13 protein-coding genes are annotated in these 12,858 nt (G+C 68.7%); 9 read left to right on the top strand and 4 right to left on the bottom strand.

Features of this window, described 5'->3' with window-relative positions; all coding sequences use genetic code 11:
- The first annotated feature begins 49 nt into the window (after positions 1-49).
- Together LR394_RS26520 and LR394_RS26515 are read left to right on the top strand one after the other, a co-directional pair.
- Positions 50-574: an FAS1-like dehydratase domain-containing protein gene (locus LR394_RS26520; protein WP_231447011.1), complete on the top strand. Its 525-nt coding sequence runs from the start codon at positions 50-52 to the stop codon at positions 572-574.
- A 25-nt stretch (positions 575-599) separates the two neighbouring features.
- On the top strand, positions 600-992 hold the full coding sequence (locus LR394_RS26515) for a MaoC family dehydratase (RefSeq protein ID WP_231447009.1): 393 nt from the start codon (positions 600-602) through the stop codon (positions 990-992).
- On the opposite strand, the gene LR394_RS26510 is transcribed toward LR394_RS26515, so the two are convergent.
- A complete protein-coding gene (locus LR394_RS26510) occupies positions 986-1,687 on the bottom strand; it encodes a TetR family transcriptional regulator (RefSeq protein ID WP_231447007.1) in 702 nt (233 codons plus the stop codon). The two genes, LR394_RS26515 and LR394_RS26510, sit on opposite strands and share 7 nt — an antisense overlap.
- 251 nt (positions 1,688-1,938) lie before the next feature.
- Here LR394_RS26510 and LR394_RS26505 point away from each other — a divergent pair, with 251 nt between their 5' ends.
- The 4 genes from LR394_RS26505 to LR394_RS26490 are packed head-to-tail and all read left to right on the top strand — an operon-like array spanning position 1,939 to position 6,910.
- Positions 1,939-3,057: an acyl-CoA dehydrogenase family protein gene (locus tag LR394_RS26505; RefSeq protein ID WP_231447005.1), complete on the top strand. Its 1,119-nt coding sequence runs from the start codon at positions 1,939-1,941 to the stop codon at positions 3,055-3,057.
- The gene (locus LR394_RS26500; protein WP_231447003.1) at positions 3,054-4,244 is read left to right on the top strand and encodes an acyl-CoA dehydrogenase family protein; all 1,191 of its coding nucleotides are present in this window, start codon (positions 3,054-3,056) and stop codon (positions 4,242-4,244) included. Before LR394_RS26505 ends, LR394_RS26500 begins: the two co-directional genes overlap by 4 nt.
- Positions 4,245-4,272: 28 nt before the next feature.
- Complete coding sequence (locus LR394_RS26495) at positions 4,273-5,916, top strand: MFS transporter (RefSeq protein ID WP_231447001.1); 1,644 nt, start codon at positions 4,273-4,275, stop codon at positions 5,914-5,916.
- Between the two features lie 13 nt (positions 5,917-5,929).
- Positions 5,930-6,910, top strand: coding sequence for a VOC family protein (locus LR394_RS26490; protein ID WP_231446999.1), 981 nt, complete (start codon positions 5,930-5,932; stop codon positions 6,908-6,910).
- Here LR394_RS26490 and LR394_RS26485 read toward each other — a convergent pair.
- Both LR394_RS26485 and LR394_RS26480 read right to left on the bottom strand, forming a co-directional pair.
- Positions 6,834-7,526 carry a TetR/AcrR family transcriptional regulator gene (locus tag LR394_RS26485; RefSeq protein WP_231446997.1) on the bottom strand — a complete coding sequence of 231 codons (693 nt, stop codon included), beginning with the start codon at positions 7,524-7,526 and terminating at the stop codon, positions 6,834-6,836. The two genes, LR394_RS26490 and LR394_RS26485, sit on opposite strands and share 77 nt — an antisense overlap.
- A gap of 15 nt (positions 7,527-7,541) precedes the next feature.
- Entirely contained in the window at positions 7,542-8,768 is a 1,227-nt protein-coding gene (locus LR394_RS26480) for a cytochrome P450 (RefSeq protein ID WP_231446995.1), read from the bottom strand.
- A gap of 108 nt (positions 8,769-8,876) precedes the next feature.
- On the opposite strand from LR394_RS26480, the gene LR394_RS26475 reads away from it, so the two are divergent.
- Both LR394_RS26475 and LR394_RS26470 read left to right on the top strand, forming a co-directional pair.
- Entirely contained in the window at positions 8,877-9,074 is a 198-nt protein-coding gene (locus LR394_RS26475; protein WP_231446993.1) for a ferredoxin, read from the top strand.
- The gene (locus LR394_RS26470) at positions 9,074-10,303 is read left to right on the top strand and encodes an NAD(P)/FAD-dependent oxidoreductase (protein ID WP_231446992.1); all 1,230 of its coding nucleotides are present in this window, start codon (positions 9,074-9,076) and stop codon (positions 10,301-10,303) included. Before LR394_RS26475 ends, LR394_RS26470 begins: the two co-directional genes overlap by 1 nt.
- Here LR394_RS26470 and LR394_RS26465 read toward each other — a convergent pair.
- Positions 10,269-11,504, bottom strand: coding sequence for an MFS transporter (locus LR394_RS26465; RefSeq protein WP_231446990.1), 1,236 nt, complete (start codon positions 11,502-11,504; stop codon positions 10,269-10,271). The two genes, LR394_RS26470 and LR394_RS26465, sit on opposite strands and share 35 nt — an antisense overlap.
- 147 nt (positions 11,505-11,651) lie before the next feature.
- Between LR394_RS26465 and LR394_RS26460 the strand changes: the two genes are divergently transcribed.
- Entirely contained in the window at positions 11,652-12,851 is a 1,200-nt protein-coding gene (locus LR394_RS26460; protein WP_231446988.1) for an RNA-guided endonuclease InsQ/TnpB family protein, read from the top strand.
- The last annotated feature ends 7 nt before the right edge of the window (positions 12,852-12,858 follow it).

Here is a 12,858-nt window from a genome sequence, read left to right as displayed (position 1 = left end):
TTTGCGCCTTCCAGATTTACCGTTGTTCTTACAGTATGGGTCTGGACTGTTGTCGACCCGAGAGCAGGTGGCCGTGGAGTCCGGCAGCACCTTCGTGACACCAGACATGCAGGCAGCCGTGGGCACGCGGATCTTGCGGCGGGTGAGTTACCCGGTCACTGCGTCGGACATCCGGCGCTGGGCGATCGCCGTCTACTGGCCGCAACCGCCCCCGCAGCGCTATCTGGACGAGGACGTGGCGCCCGCGGAATTCAATCCGTTCGCCTGGGCGGTGGCCGACCAGAAACGCCATCCGGCCTCCGAGGGGGTGGAAGGCAACGATCCCGATCGCACCGAGAAGCAGATCGGGGTGGCCGGACCGGGCCTGAAGTTCCAGCTCAACGGCGGTATCTCGGAGGACTACGGCGTGCCGGTGCGCTCCGGCGACGTGATCACCAGCGAGAGCTCGCTGGCCGGGTACACCGAACGGGACGGGCGGCTGGGGCGGATGCTGCTGAGCACAACTGAGGACGTGTGGCGTAACCAGGGCGGTGAGCTGGTCAAACGCTCTCGGTTCACGCTGATTCGATACTGACGCGATCCCGACGCGGGAGGGCATTGTGAGAGAAGGCGATTCGATCGGGCAGTTCCGGCGCCGCACCGGCTTCGCCGCCTGGAACCGCTACGCGGCGGTGAACAGCGAGTTCGTGCCGATCCACATGGACCATGAGGCGGGCCGGGCGGCCGGGATGCCGGGCGCCTTCGGGATGGGGAACCTGCAGGTGGCCTACCTGCACTGCCTGCTGCGGCAGTGGCTCGAGGAGCAGGACCGCAGCGGCCGGGTCGGCGGCCTGTCGGTGCAGTTCCGCAGCCCCGACACCGGCGGCGAGGTGACCGCCACCGGCGAGATCACCCAGGTCGGCGCCGAACGGGTCGAGATCGCCCTGACCGTGCTCGACCAAGAGCAGCAGCGACTGGCCACCGGCACCGCCACCGTCGAACTGGATCACTGACTCCCGAGCAGGATCTGCTCGGCCCGGTCGAGCACCAGGTCCAGGCCGAACTTGAAGCTGTTGTCGCCGGTCAGGTCCAGGATCACCGGCTCCCGGCCGACCAGTTCGGCCAGCAGCGGCGTCGAATCAACGTCGAGCAGGCCCAACTGCTGACGTCCGACCGGGGGAGCGCCGTTCCGGAGCCTCTGGGTCTCGTTGAGGACGAAGCCGTTGACGTACAGGGTGATCGAACAGTACACGTACCAGCCGGTTTCGAGACGGAAGCCGGCGGCGGTCAGGTAGGCCAGGATCTTCTCGTAGTTGCGGAAGACATGGGCGGTGGCCTCCTTGCCGTAGATGCCCACCCGCAGCCGGGTGATCTCGGCCAGCAGCCCGGCCTCGGAATGCACCTGGCGGAACGTGGTGGCGTACTCGTGCAGGAAGGCCCGCCACTGCTGCGGGTCGCGGCCGTCGAGGCCCGGCATCCGGCTGCCGACCGTCTCCATCGCCCGCAGGGCCATCCGGCTGAGCAGTTCCTCCTTGCTCCGGAAATGCCAGTAGATGCTGGTCACGCCCAGGCCGAGGTGAGCGGCCAGGCTCGGCATGGACAGGTTGTCGAGCCCGTCGCGCTCGGCCAGTTCGAAGGCCCCGTCGAGAATCTTCTCCGGGTCGATCGAACCTCGGGGACGCCGCGACCGGGCCTGCGGGCCGCTCACGGCTGCCGGCCCGGCCGGCGGAGGGCGGTGCGGCTGCTGGGTTCGGCCTTCACGGTGCCTGCCTTCTCTCTGCTCCGGTGCCGCTCCGGGCCCGGAGCTGCAGATTTACTGTAATCGCAACGGTAGCAACCGTCATCAGCGGCCGCCGCGGCCGGACCGTTCGTCCCCGGCCCGGCTCGCAACCCTGTCGCCGACGTAACTGTGAGCCTTACAGTAATGGCGACCGAATCGTCCGGTTCCGGAGGTCTGGAATGGCGAGTGCAACGGCGCGGTCCACCGAGCTGAGGATGTTCCTCGACACCACCCGCAAGTTCGCCGAGGCGCAGGCCTCGACCACCCAGCTACGAACCTGGTGGCGGGAAGGACAGGGGCTGGACCGGCCCTGGTGGCGGCAGGTCACCGAGCTGGGCTGGACCTCGCTGCTGGTGCCCGAGGAACACGGCGGCGGCAGCCTCACCGGCGAAGCGCTGCTCGACCTTTTCGCCCTCACCGAAATCCTCGGTGAGCTGGCGGTTCCCGGCCCCACGAACGTCCTCAATTCCGTGCTGGCCGCCCTGGTGCACCCGAAAGCCCAACCCGGGGTGGACGTCCGTTGGTTGTCGGAACTGATGGCCGGCGAGCGGGTGGCGACCTGGGCCCACCCACCCGCGACGTCGTTGTCGGCGCAGCCGGGCCGGGACGGATTGCTGCTGAACGGCACCGCACTCGCAGTGGAGTTCGGCGCTCACGCCGACCTGGTACTGGTGCGAGCAGCCACCCAGGAAAGACCCGTGCTCGTGCTGATCGACACCCATGCGCCGGGCGTGACCGTCAGGCCGACGCAATCCATCGATCCGGCCAGGCCTTTCGCCGATCTTGCGGTGAACGACGGCCGGGGAACCCTGGTGGCGCAAGGGCCTGACGTCGAACCGATCGTGGCCCGGTTGCAGCAGGTTCTGAACGTGTTGCAGGTGGCGGAGACGGTCGGCGGTAGCGGGCGGGTACTGGATCTGGCCACCCAATGGGCTTTCGAGCGGTACTCGTTCGGGCGTCCGCTGGCCTCTTATCAGGCGCTGAAACACCGCTACGCCGACCTGGCCACCCATCAGCACGCGGCCCGGGCGATCGCGCTCAGGGCGGCCAGAGCCGTGCAGGACACCGAGGCAGACGCTGCTCTGCTGGTCAGCGCGGCCAAATCGTATGTGGGGGAGGTGAGCCTGGAGATCATGCAGGACTGCGCCCAGCTGCTCGGAGGCCTGAGCCAGACCATGGAACACGACCTGCACCTGTATCTGCGGCGGGCGATGCTGGCCCGCCAGACCTACGGCACACCGTACGAGCATCGCCAGGTGGTGGCGTCCTTGCTGCTGGATCGGGAGGCGGCTGCGTGAGCGAGAACCTGGAACAGTTCCGGCTGCGGGCCCGGGAGTGGCTGGCAGCCAATCTGCCCAAGGCTTCAACGGAGGGCGAGTTCGACTGGGATCGCGGCCGGCAACTGCAGCGACAGCTGTACGAGGGCGGCTTCGCCGGGCTCTGCTACCCCCGGGAGTACGGCGGGCAAGGACTGACGCCGCAGCACCAGCGGGTTTTCAACGAGGAGGCACTCGATTACGAGATGCCGGTGCGGCTGAACTTTCCCACGCTGACGATCTGCGGTCCTACCTTGCTGGACACCGGTTCCGAGGAGCAGAAGAAGGAGTTCCTGCCGGCCGCGATCGCCGGGGAACTGCTGTTCTGCCAGTTCCTTTCGGAACCTTCCGGCGGCTCGGACCTGGCCGGGGTGCTCACCCGGGCCGAGCGCACCGCGGACGGCTGGCTGCTGAACGGGGCCAAGACCTGGTCCTCCAGCGCCGACACGGCGGACTGGGCGATGGTGCTGGCCCGCACCGACTGGGACGTGCCCAAGCACCAGGGCCTGACCATGTTCCTGATGCGGATCCGGCAGCCGGGGGTGCAGGTCAACCCGATCCAGATGCTGAACGGCAGCCACGAGTTCTGCGAGGAGTTCTTCGACGACGTGCGGCTGCCCTCCTCGGCGGTGCTGGGCGAGGTGAACGGGGGCTGGGCCGTGGCCACCCGCCTGCTCTACCACGAGCGGGCGGCCGTGGGCGGGGCCTCGCCTTTCGTCAGCGGGGTCCGGCAGGGACAGATGACCCGCGACGGCACCCTGACCGACCTGGTGCGGGAGAGCGGCCAGGCCGATTCGGAACGGGCTCGCGACCTGCTGGCCCGCAGCGAGGTACTGCACCTGGTGCACTCCGCGCTGGCCGAGGACCTGACCCAGCGGCTGGTCGACGGGGAACTGCCGGATGCGGCCATGTCGTACATCCGCCTGTTCCACGCCGAGGCCCAGCAGGCGGAGATCGACTGCGGGCTCGAGCTGGCCGGGCCCGCCGGGGTCACCGACTCCGGCTCGTGGGCGTTGCGCTACCTGGGCCGGCAAGGGCTGAGCCTGGGCGGCGGCAGCACCGAGATGGCCCGCAACGTGATCGCCGAGCGGGTGCTCGGCATGCCGAGGGAAGCCTCCGCCGACAAGGGTGTGCCGTTCCGTCAGGTGCGGCAGGGCCCCACTTCTTAATGGCGCTCCATCAATGGCGAGGACGACCATGACCGAGAAACCCACCCAGACCGCCGCGGCCGACGATCCGGCCGACGCCCTCGAGCAGGCTCGCCGGCACACCGTCGACGAGGACGCCGGACGGCTCGTCAACGCCTCCCGAGCCCGGCTGGTGGCGGTGATGGTCTCGATCATCCTGCTCACCGAGGTGGTACCGCTGCAGATCGGGATGACCTCGATCATCCTGCCCGACCTCGGCCTGGCCTTCGGGCAGAGCGCCGGCAACCTCAGCTGGGCGGTCAGCGTGACCGGGCTGATCGGCGGGGCCACGATCGCGCTGATCGGCAAGTCCGGCGACCTGTGGGGCAAGAAACGCCTGCTGCTCACCTGTGCCGGGCTGTTCATCGTGGGCTCCCTGCTGTGCGCGGTCACCACCTCGTGGCCGGTCTTCCTGGCCGGGCGCGGACTGGAGTCGGTCGCCCTGGGGATGACCGTGATCAACTACGGCCTGGTGCGAGACCTGCTGCCGCGCACCTGGATCCCGGTCGCGGTCGGGTTCATCGGCACCGGCCTGGCGGTGGCCGGGCTGCTCGGGCCGATCCTGTGCGGGGCCCTGACGGATGCGTTCAGCTGGCGCTCGGTGTACTGGTTCATGTTCATCTACATGATCGTCACCGCGGTCGTGCTCTTCTTCGTGGTGCCGGAGTCACCGGTACGGGTGCGCGACCGGCTCGACGTGGTCGGGGCTGCGTTGTTCGGGACCGGGGTGGCCGGGGTGCTGGTATACCTCAGCCGGGGCTCCACCTGGGGCTGGACCGATGCCGCAGCCCTGGCCTTCCTGGCCGGCGGGCTCGTGCTGATCGTGGCCTTCCTGGCCTGGGAGGCCCGGGTCCGGGTGCCGATGATGCCGCTGACCCTGCTGCGCTCACCCCAGGTGCTGCTCGTGATGTGCTGCATCTTCCTGGTCACCGGGGCGCAGAGCGCGATCGGGGTGAACACGGCCTTCATCTTCCGCACCCCCGAGGAGCCGGAACTACGGGCCTCGATCCTGGAACCGATCGCGGCCCAGGCCGGCACCAGCGTGGACGCGCTCGGCTCGAGCGTGCGGCTGGAGGGCGCGGTGAGCTACGGCAGCGGCTTCTCGGTCATGCAGCTGGCCCTGCTGGTGACCATCTGGCTCAGCCTCTTCGCCGTGGCCTTCGCCCCGCTCGGCGGTTACATCGCCCGCCGCTACGGGGCCCGGCTGCCGCTGCTGATCGGCACCGCCTCGGCTGCCCTGGCCTGCGGCCTGTGGTCGGTCTGGCACGAGCACTGGCAGCAGCAGGCCCTGATCGGCATCCTGTTCGGCCTCGGCGCCGGGTTCTTCTACGCCGCCTGGCCCAACCTGATCATCGACTCGGTACCGGCCGGGCTGCAGGGCGTGAGCACCGGCATGGTGCAGTCGTTCAGCTCGATCGGCCTGGCCGCCTTCACCGCCCTGCTCGGATCGCTGCTCGCCGCCCACCCGCTCCGGCTGATCAGCGCGCTGCCGGACGGCGGGGAAAAGGTCTCGGAGATCGCGAGCATCCACACCCAGGACGCCTTCACCCAGTCCTACCTGCTGCTGGGCGCGCTGCCCTGCCTGATCGCCTTCGGGATCGGCCTGGCCCTGCGCTCGGGGCGCACCCCGGCCCGCGGCGGGGCCCATGTCTAGAGAAGGGACGAGCATGCAGCGCTCACCTCTGGCCGACCGGATCAACCGGATCGCCTACCTCGTGGTCAACGTCTCCGACGCCGAACGCTCGCGCGCCTTCTACGAAAACCTGACGCCACTACGCGTCCTCACTTCGATCGACGCCCCGGAGCAGACCTTCCACAGCCTCGGCATCGCCGAGGGATCGTTCCGCGGTTACGCCCTGGACGACCGCTCCGGCGCGCTGCCCATGCAGGTGCACCTGATCGAATGGACCAGCCCGAGGCCGGTGGGCCAGGCCTACCCGGTGTTCTGGCACGTGGGCCTGGCCAAGATGGCCTTCATCACCACCAGCGCCCGCAGCAAACTCCAGCAGCTCAAAGGTGCCGGAGTCGAACCGTCCAATCATTTGATCTACCGCGGCTATACGAGCATCCAGGACCCGGACGGGGTGATCATCTCCTTCCCCGCCCAGCAGATCGAGGAAGCGACCGAGATCCACGAGACGCTGATCCACACCAACCCCTCGGTGCGCGACATCGAGCGCTCGATGGACTTCTACAGCAACGTTCTCGGCCTGCACCTGGCCAGCGAGAGCGTGCCGCCCCAGCCGGTCGAGAGCTCACAAGGGCCGGGCTCGGTGCTCAGCCAGTGGGACAGCCACCTGTACACCGGGCGGGCCGGCGGGCCGTTCCACATCGACCTGTCGCAGTTCCACCACCCCGCCCCGACCCCGGACACCCTCACCCCGTACGAGCAGGCCAACAACCTGGGCATCGCCCGGATCGGCTTCGAGGTGGACGACATCGAAGCCTGCCGGGCGATCCTGGGAGCCGGCGAGATCGAGGAGTGGGACTACGGGCCGGGCTGGAAACCCCGCCGGACCTTGTGCTTCCGCGACCCGGACGGCATCCGGCTGGAACTGTTCGAGAAGGACTTCACCGTGCAGCGCCACCGTTCCGACGGCGCGAACCCGCCTCCGCTCGATCCGCAGGGGCAGTCAGCAACCCCGTGACCGCATCGGTCAGCGCCTCACCGATATCGGGCCAGTCGGCCGGGACCCCGCTCCCGGCCGACTGGCGTTCGTACTCGGCGCAGGTGTGCACCACGGTCAGCCGGAGCATCTGCCGGCGCAGGGTGGCGTGCTCGTCGGAGATCGGGCCGTGCGCGGCCAGCAGCTTGGTCAGGCTGACGTTGACCTGATCGATCACGTCCGGGTCCTGGTGCACCTCCCGGCTGAACACCGGGTCGGCGGCCAGCTGGGCGGTGAACCGGGCGAACCAGCTGGGATGCCCGAGCCCGGTCAGGTGCATCGTGTAGGGCTGGACGATGGCGGCGACCACCTCACGGGCGTTCTGCTCGTCCCGCACCGCGTCCAGCTTGCGCCTGGTCAGGCCGGAGATGACCTCTCCGTGCGAGCGGGCAATCGCACGGAGCAGGTCGTCCCGGGTGCCGACGTGGTACGCCAGCGCCGAATTGTTGCCCACCCCAGCCGCTTCGATGATCTGCCGGCTCGACACCGCGGCCAGCCCGTTCTCCGCGTACAACCGCTCCGCCGTGGTCAGCAGGAGCTCACGCGTGGCCTTGGCCTGCTGCCGGCGGGGCACTCGCGGCCGCTGGGAATCCGTCATGGGCAACATCATCGTTCACCAGCGCACCGGTACTGCCTCCAGCCCACCGACCATCAGGCCCTTGCGCAGTTCCAGATCCTCCGGCGGGACCGCCAGCGCCAGCGTGGGCAGCCGTTCCAGCAGCACCGAGACCACGGTCTGCAGCTCGACCCGGGCCAGCGACTGGCCCAGACACGAGCGCGGCCCCACGCTGAAAGTCAGGTGCGGATTCGGGTTACGGTTCAGGTCCATCTCCTCCGGTCGCTCGAACGCCTGCTCGTCCCGGTTGGCCGCAGACGTGGAGATCACCACGGTGGTGTCGGGTTTCACGGTCGTCCCGGCCAGTTCGGTCTCCTGGGTGACGTGCCGGTGCAGGCCGACGGTGAGCGTGGTGTCCATCCGCAGGCCTTCTTCGATCGCGTTCGGCACCAGCGAAGGGTCGGCCACCAGCTGTTCCCAGCGGCGGTGGTCGGCCAGCAGCCGGGCGACGATCTTGCCGATCATGTTCGAGGTGCTCTCGTGCCCGGCGATCAGCAGAGTCTGCGCGGTCTGCACCATCTCGGCCTCGGACATCCGGCCGTCCTGCGCGTCCACCACGGTGATCAGCTGCGAGATCAGGTCGTCCCCGGGATCGGCGCGCTTGATCCGGACGTGCTCGCGCATGTACTCGACCATCTCGGTCATCGCCGCGGTGACCTGCTGCGGGGTGTACTTGGACACGCTCAGGAAGTAGTCCGACCAGCTGGAGAACTGGGCCCGGTGCTCGTGCGGCACGCCCAGCAGCTCGCAGATCACGTACACCGGCACCGGAAAGCCCAACGACTTGCGCAGATCCGCCGGTGAGCCACCGGCGATCATGTCGTCGACCAGCTCGTTGGTCAGCTCGGTGATCCGCGGGCGCAGGGCCTGCATCCGCTTGGCCGTGAACAAGCGGCTCAGCAGCCGGCGCCAGCGCATGTGCCCCTCGTCGCTGGCCAGCGACTCCAGCTGGGCTCCACGCACGCCGCTTTCGCCGGGCGCGGCCTTACGCCAGAACCGCCCGTCGCTGAGCAGCGCACTGACGTCCTCGTACCGGGTGATCAGCAGCGAGTCGTCGTACAGGTCGGAATGGATGCTGGCCACCGGGCACTCGGCCCGCAGCTGGGTCCACTCGGCAGGCGGTACCAGCGCGGAGTCCGGCACGAAAGGCCATTCCAGGGTGCCGTGAACCGGACAGCCGCTCTCGGCGGAGGCTTCGGCGCGGTGGGGGCTGTTGCTCGGCATATGTCCACCTTCTAAGATGAGTGCCTGAGTTGTTTAGACCGTACGTAAGCCGGAAAACGGGCGCAAGGTCTCTCCCCGCCCGTCCGTGGACGTCGGCAGGAGTCAGCGATGAAGCTTTCAGCAGATCAGGACAAGTGCATCGGTGCCGGGCGCTGTGTTCTGGTGGCCCCCGAACTTTTCGACCAACGGGACGATGACGGGGTGGTCGAGATCCTGCAGGAGCAGCCACCGCCCGCTCAGCTCGAGATCGCCCGCAACGCAGTGGCTCTCTGCCCGGCGGCGGCACTGTTCGCCGAGGACGCCTGATGGCCTCGCGCACTTCGCGCACGGTGATCGTCGGTGCCGGGGCAGCCGGTCTGGCCACGGCCGAGGCGCTGCGGGCCGGTGGTTTCGAGGACGAGCTGGTGCTGCTGGGCGACGAACTGCACGATCCCTACGACCGTCCACCGCTTTCCAAGCAACTGCTTTCGGGATCATGGACGGACGATCGGGCTGTGTTACGTACCCGGGAGCAGTTGCGGAGCGCGGGCGTCGCCTACCGGCCGGGAGTACGGGCGACCGGGCTGAACACTGCTGAACAGGCGCTTACTCTGGACGATTCGGCTTCGGTGGAGTACGACGCGCTGGTGATCGCCACCGGCATGACGCCTCGCCGTTTGCCGTTCGGGCATGATCTTCGGGGCGTGCACCTGCTCCGAACCATGGACGATCTGGTTGGTTTACGCTCGGAACTGCGGCCCGACAGCCGGGTCGCGGTTGTCGGGGGTGGCTTCCTGGGGTGCGAGATCGCCGCCACCTGCCGTCTTCTCGGGGCTTCGGTTGCGCTGGTCGAGCCCATGGAGTTGCCGCTGCGCAATGTCATTGGAGACGATCTGGGCGCCTTGGTCGCGGATCTGCACCGGGAGCACGGGGTCGCCTGGTACCTCGGCCGGTCGGTGGCCGGATTCTTGTCGGTGGACGGTCGGGTGAGCGGGCTGCGGCTGACCGACGGCCGGGAGTTGGACGCAGACGTCGTGGTGGTGGCGATCGGCGCGGTGCCGTGCGTGGAATGGCTTGATGGTTCGGGGGTCTTGCTCGCCGAGTCCGGCGGAGTGCGGTGTGACGAGCACGGCCGGGCCCAGGACGGGGTCTGGGCGGTCGGCGACGTTGCGGCCTGGTACTCGCCCCGGCACGCGCGTTGGATCCGGGTGGAGCATCGGTTCACCGCCAATCAGCATGCCCAGGTGGTCGCGGCGGACATCCTGGCGCGCCGGCCCTTCATCACCACGGCGGCTGCTGCGGCCGAGCCGATGGTGCCGTACTTCTGGAGCGACCAGTACGACTTCAAGCTTCAGGTGCACGGTGTTCCCAGCGGTGCTTTCGAGGTGGTTGAAGGATCCTTGGACGAAAGGCGTTTCGTTGGCCTGTACGTGGACGACGGGCGGGTGAGCGCGGTTGCCGGAGCCGGTATGGCCAAGGCTCTGCGGAGATGGCGCCAGGCGGTGGTCGACCTGACGCCGGTTACTGATCTGCCCGGCTGGCGCTCAGCCGTGTGAGGGGTTCTGAGGTGAGCGCGGCCAGGCCCGTGGCGATGACGGCGATGCAGCAGATGAACAGCGTCAGGGCCGGTCCGGTGAAGGTGGCGAGGTTGCCCAGGACGTTGTTCATCAGCAGCAGGGGCAGGCTCTGGACCAGGGTGAGGAGCGCCTGGATCCGGGAAAGATGGCTCTGCGGGGTCACGGTCATGATGAGCGGGGCGATGTGCGAGGCGAACAAGCCGTTGCCCACACCGATGAGGAGGCCGGCGGCCAGGGCCGCGCCGGGGCCCGGAGCTGCGGTCAGGGCCCCAATTCCCAGGCCGGCCAGCAGGAGTCCGCGGCAGGCGACCAGACCGGGGCGGCTGAACTGCCCCCGGCGCACCACGGTCAAGGTGACGGCCACCATGCCCAGACCCTGTGCTCCCACCACCAGGCCGGTGGCGGTGGCACTCCAATCGTGCTGCCGGGCAAGCAAGGGCAGGAGCAGCGACATGATCGGCAGCAAGAAGCCGGCTGCGGCACCGACCAGCAGCAGGGCAGGCCGCAGGATCGGGTCGGCGACGCCGAGGCGGATTCCGTCGGCAGCTTCGCGCAGGACGGGCTGCCGGGCGTGCGCCGGGGGCAGTTCCTGGTTCGGTCGCACGACGATCAGGATGACCAGGACGAGAGCGAAGGTGACGGCGTTGACCAGCGCGGTTCCGGCCAGACCGGCTGCGCCGACCAGGATTCCGCCCAGCGGGCCGGCCCCCATCGAGATCAGCTGGGACCCGCTCTGGCGCAGGGCCAGGGCCCGCGGAAGACCTGCGGGGCCGACCAGCCGGCGGGGCATCGATCCGGAGGCCGGCAGGTAGAAGGCGTCCACGGTTCCGATCACGACACCCACGCCGATCAGCAGCCAGGGTTCGGCGCCCAGGTGATAGGCGAGCGCCGCCAGCAGTACGGACGCCACGAGCATGACGCTGTCACCGGCGATCATCACCCGGCGCGCCCCGAGACGGTCACCCAGCGCCCCACCGACCAGCAGGAGCATGACGCGCGGCAGGTTGATGGCCGTCAGGACCAGCCCGGCGACGGCTCCGCCGTGCGCGGTGGCGGCCCAGGCCAGCGCGAAATACAGCATGGAGTCGCCGATCAGGGAGGCCATCGCGCCGCCGAGCCAGAGGTAGTAGGTGCGGGGCAGGGAGGGGAGGTGACGCGCATCGGTGAGCACAACGTCCATTATTTCGACAGCAACGACTCCGCGTGGTCCCACCGAGCCGACCCGAGCGTCTCGTCGTTGGCTTGTCGGTCGGCGCGGATGGGCTGGACGCTGGTGGGTGCGTTCCGTTGGTTTTGGTGACGAACGGTTAGTGGTAGGTTCGAACATATGTCCCGGTTCCGGCTGTACCCGACTGCGGCGCAGCAGGTGCTGTTGCTGGAGGCGTGTGGGCATGCCCGGTACGTGTGGAACCTGGCGCTGGAGCAGCGGAACATGTGGCGCCGGGACCGACCGCATACCCCGAACTACGTGGCGCAGGCTCGGCAGTTGACCGAGGCGCGTCGTGAGTTTGCCTGGCTGGCGGCTGGTTCGGTCACGGTGCAGCAGCAGGCGCTGCGTGACCATGGCCAGGCGTGGCAGAACTTCTTCGCCGGTACCCACGGTAGGCCGACCTGGCGCAAACGCGGCCAGCATGAAGGTTTCCGGATCGTCGGCGCCGAAGCGCAGCGGGTGCGGCGGGACAACGGTCGTTGGTCGGCGGTGAATGTGCCGAAGGTGGGCTGGGTACGGTTTAAACGTTCCCGTGCTCTGCCTGACTTCAAGTCGTATCGGGTGACCCGGGATCGGGCCGGGCGCTGGCACATTGCGTTTGCTGCGGTCCCTGACCCGGTCCCGGCGCCGGGCACTGGTGATGTGGTGGGCGTAGACCGAGGTGTGAAGGTCGCCGCGGCGTTGTCCACGGGTGAACTGTCGTCCCCAGCCGGCCTGCGGCGCCGGGAGGCGCAGCGGCTCCTCAGACTTCAGCGGCGTCTGGTCCGGGCCCGGAAGGGCTCCGGTCGGCGTGAGCGGGTCAAGAGGCAGATCGCCCGCTTGCGGGTCCGTGAGGCTGACCGGCGTAAGGACTGGGCGGAGAAGACCAGCACTGGTCTGGCCCGCGGGTTCGACGTGATCGGTGTCGAGGACCTGAACGTGAAGGGCATGACCGGCTCGGCGCGCGGCACCATGACCAAGCCAGGCCGTAACGTCCGGCAGAAAGCGGGGTTGAATAGGGGCATCCTCGCTGCCGGATGGGGCCTGCTGGTGGCTCGTCTGGAACACAAGGCACCTGGGCGGGTCGTGAGGATCGACCCGGCGTTCACGTCGCAGACTTGTCACGCCTGCGGGCACCGCGCACCGGAGAACCGCAAGAGGCAAGCGGTGTTCCGGTGTGTGGCCTGCGGGCATCAGGCGCACGCTGACGTGAATGCTGCTCGTAATATCAGGAGTATCGCCGCAGGGCTTGCGGTGACAGCGCGTGGAGACAGGGTGAAGTCGGCCCGGTCGGTGAAGCGTGAACCTCAACGAAAACGCGTCCCCACGGTCGCGTGAGTCGTTG

Source organism: Kineosporia babensis (assembly GCF_021129305.1).
GTDB lineage: Bacteria > Actinomycetota > Actinomycetes > Actinomycetales > Kineosporiaceae > Kineosporia > Kineosporia babensis.
The sequence above is the reverse complement of the archived record's forward strand: the minus strand, read 5'-3'. Positions and strand labels throughout refer to the sequence as shown.